We start from the raw sequence: 13,214 nt of genomic DNA, 5'->3' as shown, positions 1-13,214 counted from the left end.
GGCATCGCCACCCGCTACGACAAGACCCCTGAGAGCTACATCGCCGGCCTCCACCTTCGTGGCGCGATGATTTGGATCAAAGACCTCACACGACCCACCCCTTGATCACAACCCAATACACGCCCTAGTGAAGACGAGCCCGTGTTCCTGCCAGCGCTGGCCGGCCGCCTTGCGTTCGTTGGCTTGCTGGCGTTTTTGCTGCTTGAGCGCCTCGACAGCCCGCTCGGGTAGGGCGACGGTGCGTCGCGATTTCTTGGTTTTGGTGTCACCTCCTGCTCTGACTGATCGCCATACGGCGATGTGTGGAGGGATCGCCGGTTTGCCGAAGGACGCTGCTTTGCCTTTCAGGTCAACGTGGTCCCAGCGAAGGTCACGTAGTTCCTCGGTCCGTGCTCCGGTGAGGAGAAAGATCACGATGTAGGGATGCATGCGGTGGTGCTTGGACGCAACACCACATCAGCGGACTACTAGTTGACGGTCTCCCGATCACGCCTGCCCGACCGACCTACCGCGCGGGCCGGGGCGTCCGTTCACATCGTGCCGCTGGTGCGGCCACGCGGGCGGCGGGGGCGGTGGAGGGTAGTAGCCCTGCGGAAGCGGCTGAGAACCCGGCGGAGGCGGGTAGTAGCCCTGCGCTGGGTGATCGCCCTGCGGACGGTAGAAGGCTTGCGGGGCGGGCGCCGACGGGGCGAAGCGGCGGGCGACGAGCAGAACCACGGATTCGAACACCAGCATCAGCGCGAAGAACCCGACCTCCAACCAGTCGAAGGTGCGCGCGGCGAAGCCGGGCGTCAGCCAGCCGCTCGCGTCCGTGACGACCTCGGCCGGCGAGCCCCTCATCACCGAGCTCCGGATCTCGTGAGTGCTGCCGTCGGGGCATTGGACCTGATGCACGTATGTGGTGAAGGTCCGGCCGCGACTACTATGCTCGATCTCCGTGTCGTACTGCGTCACTGTGCACGTCTGGCTCTCCCCGAGCACCGCGCGCGCGACCGTGGTGGCCGCAATGGGTCCCATACCCATGACGCCAAACGACACAAGGATGCCGACGTAGAGAAGGACGCGCTGCGCCACGCGATGATCCCGTTTCCTTAGGCCGACCAACCTGGCGATTCCCAAGGCATGGAAGAACACAGCGGCCACGGAGAAGATCACCGTGACCACGGTCAGGTGCGGAGGGAAGACGTGGATCGCCGTACCGATCAGCGTCAGGATCGCAGCGACGACAAAGAACCCGGTGCCCTTGCTCACCGCAGAGATCGTAGGGGACGCCGGTATAGAACCGGTATGTCACGCAGGTCATGAGCCCCGACAAGGCCCGTACGAAGGCCCGTACGAAGTCTGAAACTGACGAACATCGTTGACACCCGGGTCTCGGGCCACTACGGAGATCCTCTATGTCGAACCCGAGTCCCCCGCTCGATCGTGAGGCCAAGCGGCGCCTGGCCATCATCCGCCACGTCGAGGAGGTCACCGGCAACGTCGCGCTGACCTGCCGCTACTACGGGATCAGCCGCCAGGCCTACTACATCTGGTACCGCCGCTATCTCGCCGAGGGCGTCGACGGCCTGCGCACTCGCTCTCGAGCGCCGAAGACGAGCCCGAACGCCACCCATGTCGAAGTCGTCGAAAAGATCATCTACCTGCGGAAGAACTACCACTTCGGCCCGGAGAAGATCGCCATGTACCTCAAGCGATACCACGACATCACCATCAGCCGTTCCGGGGTGTGGCGCATCCTCAAGCGCCTGGACATGAGCCGGCTGCCGGCCTCGCAGCGCTACAAGCGCCACGACAAGCGCTGGAAGCGGTACGAGAAGCAACTGCCCGGCCACCGCGTCCAGATCGACGTCAAGTTCATCGAGCCGATCGCCGGCACTACTGGCCGCCGGGGCGGACGCAACAAGTACTACCAGTTCACCGCCATCGACGACTGCACCCGGCTGCGCGTGCTACGCATCTACCCGCAGGTCAACCAGAAGACCGCCATCCAGTTCGTCGACTACGTCCTACAACGCCTGCCGTTCCAGGTGGAGGTCATCCAGACCGACAATGGCGCGGAATTCCAGTCGGCCTTCCACTGGCACGTTCTGGACAAGGGCATCAACCACGTCTACATCAAGCCCCGTACGCCCCGGTTGAACGGCAAGGTCGAACGCTCACACCGCATCGACGCTGAAGAGTTCTACCAGCTGCTGGACGGGGTCGTCATCGACGACGCCGAGGTGTTCAACGACAAGCTTCGCGAATGGGAGGACTACTACAACTACCATCGACCTCACGGCGGCCTCGGCGGCCAGACCCCTTACGAACGCCTCAAGCAGAAAACCCAGACCCAGGCGTAAACGATCAACGTCGGTTGCAGATCCCGCTGCGCCTTGCGCAGCGCCTGGCCGAGCTTGGGCGAGCGCGCCGACAACAGTGCCACCGTCTCCTCCACGTACCGCCACGCGGTTGCCGTCGACACTCCGAAACCTGCCGCGAGCTCGGTGTAGGTCTCGCCCTTGCGCAGGTAGACCAGCACCAGCAGGGCCTGTCGGCTGGGCTTGAGCCGCCGCCAGATCGACCCGATCGCCTTGCGGTGACGCCGGATCATCCCGGCGACGTAGTTCAGGGTCTGATGCGACAAATCGACGGCGGCACGGTAGAACATCACCTGAAGCTCCTGGTGGCGACGGTGTGGATTGTGATGATCAACCCGTCTACCAGGAGCTTCTTCGCGTCACCGGCCGAACGTCGGCATCGCGATCATGCTGTGACCAGGGCACTCACTAGGGAGCCTGAAAAAGGTTCACTGCAACGCGCTGGTCGACGCCGTCGAACGACATAGCCATGCCCATCCCAATGTTGACCGCCCCGTTGCGACATACCCGCGCTATACCGGCTATCCCTAGGGTCTTGCGGGATACGAAGTCGTCAAGAAAGTCGTCAGAAGGAGAAGATCGCACGCATGCGGAAGATCGTGGGGCGCATAGCGTCAATCGGCACCGTGGGTCTGGTGGCGGCGGCCACGCTGGCCATGAGCACCGCCAGCGCCCAGGCAGCGGGCTACTGGTCGGAAAGCGCGCCGAAGTATGCCACCAATGTGGGCACGCTGACCTCGAAGAGCGTCACGGTTACTCCTGACACGTACACCATCCAGCTCCGGGCGGGCAAGTACGGCGGCAAGTCGTACATCTGGGCCCGGGTTCCCAACCCGCCCGGTGACGCCGGTGGCAACGACAACCTCTTCTTCGACGTCTACAACCCCGGAACCGGGAAGTGGCACACCAGCGGCGCCACCTACCCGATCAAGAGCAGGACCACCTACAGCAAGGCGCACCAAACAAAGGCCGGCTGGGGCTACCGAGCCTGCGCGAAGGACAACATTATGGGTGGTTCACCGGCCAAGTGCATCACCTGGTGGGTGTGATCCCCCGTTGAACGAGTACGGCACGCGGGCCGCGCCAACGCGCCCGCGTGCCGTACTCATGCCTGGGAAAGATCGCCAGGTGATCAGCATCAGGAACGCGATAGAGCCCGTGCTTGCCGGTGCTGGCCGCTCCCGACACACAACGGAACCCTCCCCGGGAAGCATGAACCTGACCTGTGGCTACACGCCCGGGACGCCAGCCGAGCCAGCCGTAGGTGTAGGGAAGGGCCGAACGGGTGAGCCCCCCTCGGGGGCCGATTCGGGCATATCGCCCAAGCCCCGATCCGACGACACCCCGGCGACGAGATCGCCGACCCGCATCGTGTCGGTGGACGCCAAGGGCGTGGTCATGCGCGCCGAAGCCCTGCGCGAGCAGACCCGCAAGGCCGCCGAAACCCACACGAGCGTGTATCGGACCCGCCTGGTCAGCGGGGAGAAACCCAACCGCATAACGGATGGCCACCCTCGGTGTCGTCTACGACACCCTACCCATCGCGCGCACCCCTGACCAGATCATCCCCAAACCCGCTACCAGCACGAACTCGCTCTCGGAGCTTGATCAGATTGGTCCCTGCCGCAGAGCTACACCCAAATAGATTAGGCCACCGCCGACGTGCCGCGGTGGCCTGTTAGCCGAGGTCAGCTGTGCTCTAGGGTGTGTCCAGTCAGTGGTGTATCTCGATCTTGACTAGTTATCGGGTGGTCGGGGTCAGGCGGCCTTCGAAGGTGATGGCGAAGGCGTTCAGAGCGGCTTTCCAGCGGGTGATCCAGCGTTTGCGGCCCTTGCCGGTCGGGTCCAGGCTCATGATCGCCATGTAGACGCACTTGAGCGCGGCCTGCTCGTTCGGGAAGTGGCCGCGGGCCTTGACCGCCCGCCGGATCCGGGCGTTGACCGACTCGATGGCGTTGGTCGAGCAGATCACCCGGCGGATCTCGGGGTCGAAGTTGAGGAAGGGCACGAACTCGGCCCAGGCGTCCTCCCACAACTTCACGATCGCCGGATACTTACCGCCCCATATCTCGGCGAACTCGTAGAAGCGCTCGAGCGCGGCGGCCTCGGTCGGGGCGGTGTAGACGGGCTTGAGCGCCTTGGCGATGGCGTCCCAGTGCTGGCGGGCGGCGTACCGGAAGGAGTTGCGCAGCAGGTGTGGCCGCCAAGAATCAACATGCTGGTTTTCCTGGGTCGGGATGCTCGTGTGGTGTGTCGGTCGAGGCGAGGAGGTCGGCGGCCGAGGCGTAGCGGTGGTCGGCGGGGGTGATGGCGGTGCCGTGGTTGTTGAGGATGGGCAGGACGTCGTTGATCGCGTTCCACAGGGTGCTGCGGCTGATGTTGAACAGTTCGGCGAGGGTGTCGAGGGTGCAGAGGCGGCGCTGGTAGAGGATCGTGGCGAGGATCCGATCGCCGTCAGTGATCTTTTGCCGGAACACTCCGCCTCGGGTGCCGGGGCGGCGGTTGCCTCCGCGTTTGCGGTGGCGGCGCTGTTCGATCGCGGCGGCGTAGGGCACGATCAGTTTCTCGAGCATGGCGTCCAGCGCCTTTCGGCTCATGCCGGTCAGGTTCGGGTCGGTCAATGCATGACGGGTCGGGCTTGCCGGAACGTGCGAGGCCGGGTCGGTGCCGGTGTTCCAGGCGCGTAGGTCGTCTGCTCGGGTGAAGTAGCGGACGACGGCCGGGGTGATGCTGATCTTCTGTTCGTCCAGGAGTTGCCGGGTGGCTTTGATCGCCTGGCCGATCGTGACGGGGTTGATCCCGAGCAGGTCACACAGCACTTTCTGCGGGCAGACCTGCCGCAGATAGATGACGGTGATCAGGATCTCGTCTGAGCTGGAGAGCAGTGCTCGGCTGCGGCCGGTGGTGGCGACCCGGCGGCCGCCGCGCAGTACGAAACGGCGTTGCTCGGCCCGGGCCTCCTGGGCCGGGGCGAGCCGGGCGCGTAGCGCGTCGAGTTCGTCGCTGTTCATGCCGGTCAGGCGAGGGTTGGCGAGCAATTGCATGGTCTGTGCTCGGGCCGCGGCTCGCTGGTCGGCACGCAGCGAGACGGCCTGCCCGCCTTTCGGGGCAATGCTGTAGTTCCAGGCGCCGCGTTCGCAATGGGCGGTGATGGGCAGAACCTGGAGCTGGTCGCGGCTGACCGAGACCCCGGTCGGATAGGAATCGGGATCCAAAGCGGCCTCGACCCTCAGCCCGGCCGAGGTCGTGGTCGCCGCGATCGTGTTGAGGACGACTTGATGGCTGGTCAACGGCCGTCCCCGCCAGTTCATCGTGATATGCGAGAACAACCGGTGCTCGATCTTGTTCCATTTCGAGGTGCCCGGCGGGAAATGGCAGACCATGACCATCAGTCCGGTCTCGGCGGCGAACGCGGCCAATTCGGCTTTCCAGAGCCGGTAGCGGTAGCTGTTCGAACCGCCCGCATCCGCGGTGATCAGCAGCCGAGACGCGCTTGGATAGTCGGCTTGGCCACGCGCCTGCCACCAGCGGCGGATCGAGGCGACCGCGAAAGCCGCGGTGTCGTGGTCGACTCCGACGTTCACCCAGCCCGTGTTGGCAGTCATGTCGTAGATCCCATAGGGCACCACCGTCTCGACGTTCGGGCCGGCCCAGAAGCTGTGGTCCTCGACCTGCACCGGCTCGCCGTGAGGCCGCCATTCCCGCCCGCCCATCGGCAGCAGTCCCAGCTGCTCCTTCTTCTTCGCATCCACGCTGATCACCGGCTCGCCCGCCGCCTGATGCTCCTTGACCTGCACGTTGATGTATCGGAACTGCGCGTCCCGATCAGGATGCTGATCGCCTTCCAGGGTTTTGGCGGTGCCTTGCAGGCTGAACCCGTTCGCCTTCAACAGCCGGCTCACAGTCGGTGCGGTAACCCGATGCCCCTGCCGGGACAACTCCGCGGCCAGATGCCGGAGCGATTTCGTCGTCCATCGCAGCGGTGATTCGGGATCCCCGCGCTCGTCCGGCTCGACCAGCCCCATCAACGCTGGAAGCAGAAGGGGATCAACAGCCTCGGCCCGCAGCCTGCCACCTCCCACGCGCCGAATCCGCCCATCGGGCAGCGGATCAATCCCGGACTCGAGCTCGAACACGCCCTTGCGGACAGTGGTCTCGCTGACCCCGGTCACCTGCGCGACTAACCGAACACCCCCATGACCCAGCAGTCGGGCCTCGGTCGCTAACGCCAGACGCCGTTGACGCTCGTTCAAATGCGGCAGCAACACCGCGAACCGCGCCGCGAGCTGATCGCGGACCTCGCCTGGGATGGCCATACCACGCCATCGAACCGGAAACCGAGAAGCACCGTGTTGTTTCATTACAACCACGGTGGATCACGCAGGTCTGGACGACGGCCCGGGGCCAGACGCTCTCGATGGCCTGCGGCAGCCCCTTCAGGCCGTCGCAGACCACCATCAGCGCATCGGCGACACCGCGATTCTTGATCTCGGTCAGCACATGAAGCCAGAACTTCGCGCCCTCGCCACCGTCGCCGGCCCACAGACCAAGGATGTCGCGCTCGCCGTCGACGGTGACGGCCAGCGCCACGTAAATAGGCCGGTTGGCGACCTGGCCGTCCCGCAGCTTCACATGGACGGCGTCGATGAAGATCACCGGATAGACGGGGTCGAGCGGTCGGTTCTGCCATTCGGCCATGCCCTCCAGCACCTTGTCGGTGATGGTGGAGATGGTCTGCTTGGAAACCTCGGCGCCGTAGACCTCGGCCAGGTGCGCGGAGATCTCGCCGGTGGTCAGGCCCTTGGCGGCCAGCGAGATGACCATCTCATCGACGCCGGACAGGCGCCGCTGCCGCTTGCGGACGATCTTCGGCTCGAAGCTGCCCTCCCGATCGCGCGGCACGGTGATCTCGACCGGTCCGACGTCGGTGATGACCGTTTTGGAGCGGGCGCCGTTGCGGCTGTTGGTCGTCTCACCGCCGGAGCGCTGGTGCTTGTCGTAGCCGAGATGGTCGGTGATCTCGCCTTCCAGCGCGGACTCCAGCACCAGCTTGGTCAGCCGGCCCAGCAGCCCGTTCTCGCCGACCAGTTCCACGCCCTCGGTGCGGGCCTGATCGACCAGCCGGGCCACCAGCTCCCGATCCGTCGAGTTCTCGGGCTTCTTGCGCGCCACTGCGGCGTCCTCCAGGTCGATCTCCGTCGATGCCTGGATCACAGTACTCATCAGGTGCGTTCTCCTTGATCAGGAGTTACACCACTGACCGTACAGTCCCGTGCTCTACCTCATCCCGTACACGCTGCCACACGGGCATGCAGACGGCGCGCATCTCGGATGCGTCGCGGAAGCAAGCGGGGTAGAGCAGGTTCTCGGGAGCGTCGCTGTTGGGCACGCTGGGGTCAGGTATGGCCAGTGCTGGCACCTCGACGACGACCCGCCACTCGTCGGGACCACATTGAGCCAGGACGGTGCCCGGTAGCCACGGCCACGCGTCGCGGTCGTCGTTCTGGTCATCGCGTAGGGGATACCTGACGAGGACGGGGGCGTCCTCGGGGAAACGCCCGTCATTGTCGCCAGGAAGGTACTCGATCATGGGATTCCTCTCCCACTCCGGGAGGGGCCACGGGAGCCAATTTTGGGAGCCACCGCCTTACGGCTCCATCAGACTTCCCGCGCCCTCCCCGGAGTGTTCTGTAAGGTGAGAGGCATCCGATCGACTCGGATCGACATCCTCAGACTTCCCGGAGTTCCTTCGCATCGAAGGGGTCAGGGGTTCGAACCCCCTCATCTCCACCCAGGGCCGTTCTTGAAACGGCTGGACTGAAGTTGACGGGATCCCGTCTGATCATCGAGATCAGGCGGGATCTTGTCGTTTCAGGAGTTTCCGAATTGGGTTCGTCCTGGTATGGGAGCCGCGGAGCAGGTGTCCTGGAAGGCGCGGGTGGTGTCAGGGCGCTGGTGGAGGTCGGAGTTCGCGTCGCTGGGCATGGCGATGCCGGCGCCGGGCTGGGTGGTGCGACAAGGTGACCTGAAGTGCGGGTTATGGGACGGGCGGTGGCCTGCTGCGGCTCGTGAGCGATGTGTGGTCGATGTGCTCTGCTGGGATCTGGAGGATGTCGGCGGGTGTGTCGGGCTCGTCTGGGAGCTGGTGGGTGTGGCGCCACTGGTCGAGGAAGTGGTCGTTGGCGACGGCGACGAGCAACGCGACCAGGATGGTCTGGGCGACGCGGCCGTGGGCGAGTCGGTTCTTCGGATCAGCCAGGTCGAGGTCGTGGCCTTTGAGGCGGCCGTTCAGCCCCTCCGTCATCGCCCTGGCAGCGGAGTACGTCCCTCGCCACGAGGGGCTGAGGTAGGGCAGATCCTGGCGGAACTTGTCGAGGTGGCCGAGGTCGTCCTTGCGGAGGGTGATGGTGTGCTGTTGGCAGATCCTCGGCAGTTCGCCGGTCTTGTGGTCGGGCTGTGGGGGAAGAATGCGAGGTTTGGCCGCGGGGTGGGCGGCTCGTTGTCGGGTGTCGGTGAGGTCGACTGCGGTGGGCCGGTTGGGTCCACGCTGGTGGAGGCGGTCGAAGCGGGGGCAGGTCAGCGATGGGGAGGTGCCTGCTGCTGGGCACTGGAAGCGGGCGGTGCCATCGGTGTTCGGGCTCTGCTTGAGGCGCAGCAAGTACGGCTCTCGCGCGCTGATGAGCGCGGTGAGTTCGTCCGAGGGAGTGCGGATGGCGGCGTCGTCCAGACCGGTGGTGGCCTGGGCGAGCCGGTCGGGCATCAGCGGGCAGGCCAGGGAGCCGTCGATGAGCAGGGCGCCGTGGGCGCTGCCCTGCACCCCTCGTTGATCCACTTTGTAGTCGAGTGCAAGTCGGTAGCCGAGTTCGCGTGCGGGTTGGGCGAAGTGGCCGGGCTGCTGGTCGGTGTAGGCGCGGTCGACGACGGCGAACGCTGCGGGCAAGCCGAGGGTGGGCAGGGGTTCGAGGGTGGTGATGGCGTTTTCGCCGATGCGTTTGCCTGGCGTGTCCAGGACCAGGCCGAGCGCCAGTTGCGGAAAAGACCCGGAAACAGAGAGGGTGCGGGCGGCGACGGTGAGGGTGGCGCTGTAGCCGTATTCGGGTGGGCCGTTTCCGGCCGAGTGGTGCCAGCCTGCGGTGATCTCGGTGGAGGCGATCAGTTCGCCGGTGGAGCGGCGGGCGCGGGGTGGCCGGGCGAAGACCGGGGTGGCGGTGGTGTCGATGCCGACGTCGCCGCGGAAGTGGCGGAGGTAGCCCCGGCCTTTGGCCCAGCGCACCGGGGTGAGCACCAGCGCGGTGACGATGTCCTGCAGCAGTTCCCGCTTACGCGAATGTGCTGGGTCGTTGTCCTCCCAGGCGGTGGCCAGCGCGTCGGCCTGATGCTGGGGCAGGCGGGCGCGCCGATCGTGGCGGGCCGGATCCAGCACGGTGGTCAGCCGGTCGAAGGCCCGGTAGAAGCGGCGGGAGGAGGCGAGCACCTGGTGGATGTCTTCGGGGTTGATGTCGGGCAGGCCGAGCCGGTGGCGTGCGGCGGCGCTCAGACAGAACGCGGCGATCCGCCAGGCCTCGACGAGAGTGGCCTTGCCGGTGTGGTTGATGGACATCAGCAGGCAGGTCAGCACCGCGGCGATGGGCAGACCGGGCGGGCCGGGCCTCGATCCGAGCTCGGCGTCGATCAGCGGCATGATGCCGGAGTCGTCCAGCAGCCGGGCGTAGTGACTGACGACGGCGTCAGGGATCTGTGCCGTCTGCTTGGCAGGAGGCCGGGGCCGGGTGGCTCGGGCTCGGGTGGTGCGTGGCGGCCAGGCGCGTGGCTTCGCCGTACTCACCTGGCCTGTTCGTCGGGCCTGCCGCGCAGCAGCGCGACCGCGGTGGGCTCGTCCAAGGCGGGGACGAAATGTTGATGGCGGGCCAGCGCGGAGGCGCTCATCCCGGCCGCGTCGGCCACCACGCCCAGGTCGATGCGGGCGGTCAGCAGCTCGACGATCCAGGAGGAGCGCAGCCGGCGCACCGACAGCGCGGGCAGGCCGCCGGTCGGGGTGTGGCGGGCCGTCCAGGAGCTGAACAGGTTCTTGGCGTGCCGGGCGGCGCGCCCGGGGCGGAACACGAACCGGTCACCAGGCTGGCCGGAGGCGCGCGCCAGGACGTCCTCCCAGGCTGCGCGGCAGACGATCAACCGCTCGGCTCCGGGGACGGTCACCACGACCGCGCCGCAGTCCAGGCGGCGCAGATGCCCGGTCCGGACTGCGGCCACCTCCCCAGAGGTCAGACCGCAGCCGAAGGCCAGCGCCATCAACACCAGGGCGTCGGTGCGCGCCAGGCCGGGCAGGCGTTCGGCCCAGCCGCGCAGGCGGCCGAGCTGGGCTGGCGAGTACGGCGGGCTGACCGTCTTGGGGGCCCTCATCGACGGCGGCACCTGTTCACCGCGTTCCAGCCAGGCCAGCGTGGCGCGCATGTGCCGCAGCCAACTGCGGTAGGTCTGCGCCGAACTCGGGGCGAGATCGGTGCAGCCGGTCAGGACGAACGCGTCGATCGTCTCGTGCCGCAGCCACACTTCCGGGTCATCCGGCAGGCCGGAGCGGTGACACCACGCGGCCAGCCGGGTGGTCGCGGTGAGCAGCCGCTCGACGCAGTAGGGGGAGCGGTCGGCGCTGGCGGCGACCAGCATCCGCACATGCCCGGCAATCTGTTCCCATTCCGGCGGGGCCTGCTGCGGCCGGTAGCCGGTGATCTTCGCCGAGGTCTCCGCGTCGAGAGTCACACCCCATCCATAGTGGCAGAACAACCTGCCGTTACGGAGGGCGACGACATCTACCGAAAGGAGTCGTTTGTTATGGTCGGAGGACGCGGGCGTTCCCGCTCTCCCCGGGAGTTGGCCGACGACCCGGAGAGCTGGCCCCACGCGGACCTGTCCGGCCATCCGGCCGCCGCCGTCGTCCAGGCCATCGCCGCGGCTCTGCAAGCAGTGATGGCCGAGCGAGGGCTGAGTTTCCGCCGGCTGGCCGAGGTTAGCGGGGTTAACCGGCAGACCGTCAACGACGTGGTCGTCGGGCGTTGCTGGCCGGATGTGGCCACCATCGCCCAACTGGAGGCCGGCCTGGCCGTCCGGCTGTGGCCCGCTTCGCAAACCGGGACCGGCGGAAGCTGACCCCCGCCGGACCCCCTCTCGCCCTGGTGAGGGCATCGTCGATCCTTCCCGCCTCCGCCCTGCCGATCGCAGGGCAGGCGAAATCCAGACTCGACGCCTCCCCAAGAGGACCCATTCGAGTTACTCTCGGGAGTGCGCGAGACACTGTCAGTTAGGACCTGGAGAGTGCTCACGCAACCTCGGGTGCCGCCGAGGGCCTAATCTCGGCGGCACCCTGCTCGTCCGGCCCGGCGCCCATGACCGTCGTTGAGCGCCTGACCTGCGATGTGTCTGTTGCTCTATGCCTCGTCGTTGGCGACTCCCCCCCAGCGCGTGGCCATTGATGCCCGCGGCGATGGAGAACAGGCCCGGTTTGTGCTGGGTCAGCCAGCCGAGCGCAGACAGCCGCTTGAGCCGTGCCCGGGTGGTCTCCACCCGCCCCCGCACGTCGGGCTCACCCAGCGCTTGGGCCACTTCCTTGGCGCGCATCGTCCGCCCGGAACTCGCCATGATCACGACGACCTGCTTGTCGAGCCCGGTGACCGGTTTCGGCGCCGGTGCCGCTTCCTTCGGCGAGGTGTGCGTCGGGGCGTCAGGCGTTCTGTCGGAAGGCGCTTGCTCGGGCCGGGAGCCTGGCCAGCATCGGCGCGACTATCCTTCGGGCGGTGGCAAGGTCGCTCAGCCGCTCTTCCAGGCCCCCACCTGCTCGCGCAACGACTCAAGTTGCCCGCGGACGGACTCCTCGTCCGCAGCCAGCTGCTCCAGTAGCGATGCTTCGCCCAACGTCATGCCCGACCTCCACGTACTGGCGCCGTGCGTAACCTGCGGAAAGCCTGCGACTGCAAAGAGACACGTAGCGCCTGCAAATCGTAACTGTAGACGGCTTTGCAGCTCGCGTGAAGAGACACATCTGCAACAGGCCCCTCACAGCCAAGTGCAGCTCCTGCCTTCGCGACTACAGACCCGCCGGATGGCTCGACGGCGGTGCTGCGCCCGTGGACCCAGTAAGATCCCAAACCGCTTGGTGCAGCATGGGAATGAGCCGCCGCCAGCGAAGCATACGGTCCGTGAAGATGATCGGGATCGGAAGCCCGCGCCCGCCTCGGCCGGGCTGATCATTCCGCCTGGGCCAATTCGGCGGGATACGACGTGGGCATCGAGCTCCATCCCTGCCGCTGGATGGAACGACGTTGACAGCCGGGACAGCGGCAAACGAGGAGAGACCATGGGCTGGTGGGACGTGAAGGACGATGCGGAACGGGAACGGTGGGAGTTTGCACCGCTGGTGGGCGTCGGACCACTGAGATTCGGGACAAGCCACGCCGACGTGGCGCGGGCGCTCGGCAGGTCCCCGGAGGATCTGATGCGACGCAGCAGCGAGCTTGATTTCAAGCACGAGGGGGTGCAGTTGTATTTCGACGTTCACGAACTCCTGGCCGGTGTCGCGATCGACATGCGAACCGGCCCGCAGGTGACTCTAGACGGCACTGAGCTGGTGGCGCGTGTTCCATCGGTGATGGAGGAGTGGCTGGAGAACTATCTCACCGCGAAAGGACTGCCCTTCTACTACGCGGGCAACTACGAGCCTGGATCAGTGGACCTCGGGTTCATCCTGCGCGTGCAACGTGCCGACGATCGACTCCTGACCCGGCCGCTCTTCCTCAACGAGGCATGGGCCGACGACCACGAGCGGATCCCGAGAAACGAGTGGGCGATCCACTGACAACG

The 13,214-nt window shown here is 66.4% G+C and carries 10 protein-coding genes and 3 pseudogenes; 4 read left to right on the top strand and 9 right to left on the bottom strand.

The window, feature by feature from the left end:
• Positions 1-105 precede the first annotated feature (105 nt).
• On the bottom strand, positions 106-429 hold the full coding sequence (locus ACBJ32_RS42800; protein ID WP_375131655.1) for a hypothetical protein: 324 nt from the start codon (positions 427-429) through the stop codon (positions 106-108).
• Positions 430-486: 57 nt separating this feature from the next.
• A complete protein-coding gene (locus ACBJ32_RS42795) occupies positions 487-1,251 on the bottom strand; it encodes a hypothetical protein (RefSeq protein ID WP_375131654.1) in 765 nt (254 codons plus the stop codon).
• Between the two features lie 146 nt (positions 1,252-1,397).
• On the opposite strand from ACBJ32_RS42795, the gene ACBJ32_RS42790 reads away from it, so the two are divergent.
• The gene (locus ACBJ32_RS42790; protein ID WP_375131653.1) at positions 1,398-2,345 is read left to right on the top strand and encodes an IS481 family transposase; all 948 of its coding nucleotides are present in this window, start codon (positions 1,398-1,400) and stop codon (positions 2,343-2,345) included.
• 23 nt (positions 2,346-2,368) lie between these two features.
• On the opposite strand, the pseudogene ACBJ32_RS42785 reads toward ACBJ32_RS42790, so the two are convergent.
• Positions 2,369-2,656 (bottom strand): annotated as a pseudogene (locus ACBJ32_RS42785) (transposase family protein); the annotation flags it as partial.
• 294 nt (positions 2,657-2,950) lie between these two features.
• Between ACBJ32_RS42785 and ACBJ32_RS42780 the strand changes: the two are divergent.
• Positions 2,951-3,412, top strand: a complete 462-nt coding sequence (locus tag ACBJ32_RS42780) for a hypothetical protein (RefSeq protein ID WP_375131652.1) — start codon at positions 2,951-2,953, stop codon at positions 3,410-3,412.
• A 692-nt stretch (positions 3,413-4,104) separates the two neighbouring features.
• On the opposite strand, the pseudogene ACBJ32_RS42775 reads toward ACBJ32_RS42780, so the two are convergent.
• From ACBJ32_RS42775 to ACBJ32_RS42750, 6 genes and pseudogenes are all read right to left on the bottom strand, one after another.
• Positions 4,105-4,560, bottom strand: a pseudogene (locus ACBJ32_RS42775) (transposase); the annotation flags it as partial.
• 13 nt (positions 4,561-4,573) lie between these two features.
• Positions 4,574-6,679, bottom strand: coding sequence for an ISAzo13 family transposase (locus ACBJ32_RS42770; protein WP_375131651.1), 2,106 nt, complete (start codon positions 6,677-6,679; stop codon positions 4,574-4,576).
• Between the two features lie 55 nt (positions 6,680-6,734).
• Positions 6,735-7,586: pseudogene (locus tag ACBJ32_RS42765) on the bottom strand (IS256 family transposase); the annotation flags it as partial.
• Positions 7,587-7,611: 25 nt separating this feature from the next.
• Positions 7,612-7,953 (bottom strand): hypothetical protein, encoded by a 342-nt coding sequence (locus tag ACBJ32_RS42760; RefSeq protein WP_375131650.1) that lies wholly within the window; start codon positions 7,951-7,953, stop codon positions 7,612-7,614.
• Between the two features lie 447 nt (positions 7,954-8,400).
• The gene (locus ACBJ32_RS42755) at positions 8,401-10,044 is read right to left on the bottom strand and encodes a hypothetical protein (RefSeq protein WP_375131649.1); all 1,644 of its coding nucleotides are present in this window, start codon (positions 10,042-10,044) and stop codon (positions 8,401-8,403) included.
• 140 nt (positions 10,045-10,184) lie between these two features.
• Positions 10,185-11,120, bottom strand: a complete 936-nt coding sequence (locus tag ACBJ32_RS42750; RefSeq protein WP_375131648.1) for a hypothetical protein — start codon at positions 11,118-11,120, stop codon at positions 10,185-10,187.
• A gap of 111 nt (positions 11,121-11,231) precedes the next feature.
• Here ACBJ32_RS42750 and ACBJ32_RS42745 point away from each other — a divergent pair, with 111 nt between their 5' ends.
• Both ACBJ32_RS42745 and ACBJ32_RS42740 read left to right on the top strand, forming a co-directional pair.
• Positions 11,232-11,507, top strand: a complete 276-nt coding sequence (locus tag ACBJ32_RS42745; RefSeq protein ID WP_375131647.1) for a helix-turn-helix domain-containing protein — start codon at positions 11,232-11,234, stop codon at positions 11,505-11,507.
• A gap of 1,204 nt (positions 11,508-12,711) precedes the next feature.
• On the top strand, positions 12,712-13,209 hold the full coding sequence (locus tag ACBJ32_RS42740) for a hypothetical protein (RefSeq protein WP_375131646.1): 498 nt from the start codon (positions 12,712-12,714) through the stop codon (positions 13,207-13,209).
• Positions 13,210-13,214 lie beyond the last annotated feature (5 nt).

Origin of the sequence: Nonomuraea sp. GTA35 (genome assembly GCF_041950525.1) — a bacterium.
In the GTDB taxonomy this organism is placed as follows: Bacteria; Actinomycetota; Actinomycetes; order Streptosporangiales; family Streptosporangiaceae; genus Nonomuraea.
Note: the sequence above shows the minus strand (reverse complement) of the source record. Positions and strands in the feature narration are given on the sequence as shown.